The 3335-nt window shown below is 34.5% G+C and carries 4 protein-coding genes; all 4 read right to left on the bottom strand.

Annotated elements, in window-relative coordinates:
- Positions 1 to 224: 224 nt before the first annotated feature.
- On the bottom strand, positions 225 to 1022 hold the full coding sequence (locus ACSX1H_RS18950; RefSeq protein WP_439185827.1) for an AbaSI family restriction endonuclease: 798 nt from the start codon (positions 1020 to 1022) through the stop codon (positions 225 to 227).
- A 250-nt stretch (positions 1023 to 1272) separates the two neighbouring features.
- Entirely contained in the window at positions 1273 to 1875 is a 603-nt protein-coding gene (locus ACSX1H_RS18945) for a hypothetical protein (protein WP_439185826.1), read from the bottom strand.
- A 187-nt stretch (positions 1876 to 2062) separates the two neighbouring features.
- Positions 2063 to 2554 (bottom strand): TPM domain-containing protein, encoded by a 492-nt coding sequence (locus ACSX1H_RS18940; RefSeq protein ID WP_439185825.1) that lies wholly within the window; start codon positions 2552 to 2554, stop codon positions 2063 to 2065.
- Between the two features lie 175 nt (positions 2555 to 2729).
- Positions 2730 to 3131, bottom strand: a complete 402-nt coding sequence (locus ACSX1H_RS18935) for a hypothetical protein (protein ID WP_439185824.1) — start codon at positions 3129 to 3131, stop codon at positions 2730 to 2732.
- Positions 3132 to 3335: the final 204 nt, after the last annotated feature.

The following is a 3335-nucleotide window of genomic DNA, read 5'->3' as shown; positions in this document are numbered from 1 at the left end:
TGGCCCGTGGGTGAGCAGCAAATTCCTCGAAAGTCATAAGAATCCCAAAAATTCCTCGAATCGGGCTTAAAAATATTGGGTTGTGCCTAACGGTTCGGCCATATGAAGTGGCCCGATTTGCGTGTGGTATATTCGCTTACTCGTTTATGCCTCAGCTCGCGCGGGAGCTGAACTTCCAAATCCCGCAAAAGCCAGGGCTACTTTATGATGGCTTGTTAGGTGCTTTACTTCCTTTTTTTCTTACGTTTATTTTTTCTTCTTTGATTTCTATCGACATAATTGTGATAACTATTATTGGTCAAATTTAAAATTGTCTCACCACTTAACTGAATTGAATGTGAAGTCGTTGTACCTGACCACTCAACAAAACCACTTTTTAAATCATTCCCATTTAAGTATGTCACATCATATACGCAATCTATAGCTTTCAAATTTTTATTCTCAAACTGGTTTAAGGAATCAATTAAAATTGCAATTTTAAGATTTTCTTTATCCCTAAATTCCTTTTTCAATTGAAACGAAGGAAACGAATTTTTACACTTACCTTTATTTACAAAAATTAATTCTGGATGGTCTTTTAATGCATCTTCAACTTTAAATGATTTTTCAGTCCAATCTTGAAAATCACTTGTAGCATCCACTCTACTCCGCAATTCCTTTTTTAATTTATTTATAGCGTCAATATGAATAAATCCATCTTCATATATGTCTACATGATAGAAGTCGCATTGTAATTCATTTTTAATATTTATTTCTCTTTTTTTATCGTCCTTGGCTTGTTGGTCAGATTTATGGTATTTTTCATTTACTTCAATAGCCAATCCTATTTGAGGATAATATAAATCTATACGATATTTTTCTTTCGTATTTTTAATTTTTATCCAATATTCGACGTGTGGCATTAAATCCCATAAATTCTCATCCATTAAAATAGGTGCAAGTATCGCAAGCTGATGTTCCTTGTTTTTCAGCTTTTTAACTTGTCTTACAATGTGTCCATTCTTAAGTTCTTTCTCTGTCATAGTATTTTCAAATCAGATTTGCAGAGGTGTTTCGTCTGTTTGTATTGCACCTAACGGCCTCGCTGCATGGCGTCGTGAGGGATTTTATCCTTACAATCTTTCCAAATTGAGCTGAGCCAAAGCGTTGTATTTGTTTTAACTTTTCTTTTTCAAGCCAAATCGGCGATTTGGCGCTGTTCGCCGAAGCTACAGAACTTCAAAAATGTGACTTGCCCCGAATGCGCTATGGCAGCGTGTTGTACCGCGTTATTTATTTTTTCTTAAGTCTCCTTAAACCTTCTCGGTATTGCTTAAAATATGAGGAGTTATCTCTTTTTAAAATCTCACTAATATCTAATAGGATTCTTTCACATTGATTTTCATCTTCAATCTTTACGAATGTTTGCATCATAGTATTATCTAATCCATGCATTATTTCTATAATAACCAGAGGTTCACTTAATTCAAAGTTGTCTTTTGGAGTCTCGATATTTATATATGATTGGTTAACTCTTACGTATAATGAGTCCAATAAATTATTTGTCCGTAAATAGTTAATAATTAGTTTCCGTTCTAATGAATTAGTCTCAATATCTGCCGTCAATTGTTTTTTTGTCTTGGAATCAAATAAAGGAGGTTCAGTTAATACCTCATTGTTAATTAAGTCAATAAAGTATAGTTCTGATTCTTGTTCCAGCTGATAAGAATAAAATGAAATCATAGTAGATTCCTCAGAATTCATTAATCCCTCTATAATCTTTTCATATGATAGGGTTGTTTGTCCATTGGAAGTCAAACTAAGTGAAATTAAAATGAGTAACGAGAAAACTCTCATGTTCTTGTTTTTTTTATGCGGTACAACGGTTGGCTGCATGGCGTCGTGAGGGAGTTTAACCTTACATTCTTTCCAAGTTGAGCTGAGCCAAAGCGTTGTATTTGTTTTTACCTTTTCATTTTAAAGCCAAATCGACGATTTGGCGCTGGTTGCCGAAGCCACAGACTTACCAAAACACTGTGAATCCCGAAATGCGCTATAGCAGCGTGTTGTGGGTATGTGCTTTTTATTGCCACTTTTTTATGCATTCTTCAAGTCCTGCCTTTATTCCCTCATAGTATTCTTGATTCTTAAAATATGGAACCATTGAAGATTCAATAATAGCACTACAAATTTCATCCTTCAGAATTTTCTCAGTTCCATAACCGGTTGCAAGAAATGTTCCTCTCATATTCTTACTAAATAAGATAATAAGTCCATTGTCTTTATCTTTTTTGCCGATTCCATGTTGGTTCCCAAAGTCAACAGCATATTCTACCATTTTATCAAAACGCCCAATGTTTTCAACGGTAACAATTGCTATTTCATTTGTAGTTTCTTGTTCAAATTTCTGAATCAATAAATTTAATTGCTGTTCCTGTTCAGCTGTTAATACATTCTCATAATCATAAACCCAAACCTTTTGTTTATTTGAAGTTTTCTGTTGTCCACATGATTGAAATGAAAAAAGTATTGCTATTGATAAAGTAAAGACCGATTGAAATAATTTATTCTTCATTTTTATAATTGGTTAGTTTTGTATTCGCATTACCCACAACGGTTGGCCGCATGGCGCTGTAGCAGATTCTGCGTTGAGATTGTCCGTCCGAGAGGACAAGACTATCGAGGCGGGAATCTGCCCACCCAAAGTGAGCCGACCCCTGCTATGCGCTATAGCGGCGTGTTGTGCCCCGTTATTTATAATTTCTTTTTACTACTAAGTTCTGTTTATCAATTAGTCTTTTTATTAATTCTTTGATTAGAAACGTTAAAATGCCACTTACAATAGCACCAACAATGTCTTTCCAATCAAATGTTCCATGAATTCCAATTAGTCCAAATGATTCCCAAACAAATCCATAAATTACTGTCGCAATGAATATTTGCTTATTCTTTTGAGCGTCGGTATAATTTTTAAAACTCCAAGCAAAGAAACAAAATCCAATTACCGATACTAAGCTTCCGATAGTGTCTGCAAATCCAAAGTCATTTATTTGGTTTGTATACACATAAGGTCTGTAAAATATAGATAACATTAGTCCGGTTAACACAACACATATGGAAGTCGTCAAATATATTTTTTGTTGTTTGCTCATATAAAATTAGTTGTCCTATTGTAGCTAGTGTCAAATTTCATCTTTGATAATTTCCTATATACTTGAATGTTGAGCTTTAGACTCTTGCGAGATGTGGGGAATGGGGCACAACGGCCTGCCGCATGGTGTTGTAAGGCGATTAAACCAAACTAACTTTCCTAAATGAGCGGAGCCAAAGCTTTGTATTTGTTTTTAACTTTTCAT

The organism is Carboxylicivirga taeanensis (assembly GCF_051851475.1).
Classification (GTDB): Bacteria; Bacteroidota; Bacteroidia; order Bacteroidales; family Marinilabiliaceae; genus Carboxylicivirga; species Carboxylicivirga taeanensis.
This window is presented reverse-complemented; position numbering and strand designations above follow the sequence as displayed.

Bases quoted from the DNA above. Each gene is read 5' to 3' on its own strand.
- ACSX1H_RS18935 (WP_439185824.1), bottom strand. From the start codon at position 3,131: ATGAGCAAACAACAAAAAATATATTTGACGACTTCCATATGTGTTGTG.
- ACSX1H_RS18945 (WP_439185826.1), bottom strand. From the start codon at position 1,875: ATGCAGCCAACCGTTGTACCGCATAAAAAAAACAAGAACATGAGAGTT.
- ACSX1H_RS18950 (WP_439185827.1), bottom strand. From the start codon at position 1,022: ATGACAGAGAAAGAACTTAAGAATGGACACATTGTAAGACAAGTTAAA.
- ACSX1H_RS18940 (WP_439185825.1), bottom strand. From the start codon at position 2,554: ATGAAGAATAAATTATTTCAATCGGTCTTTACTTTATCAATAGCAATA.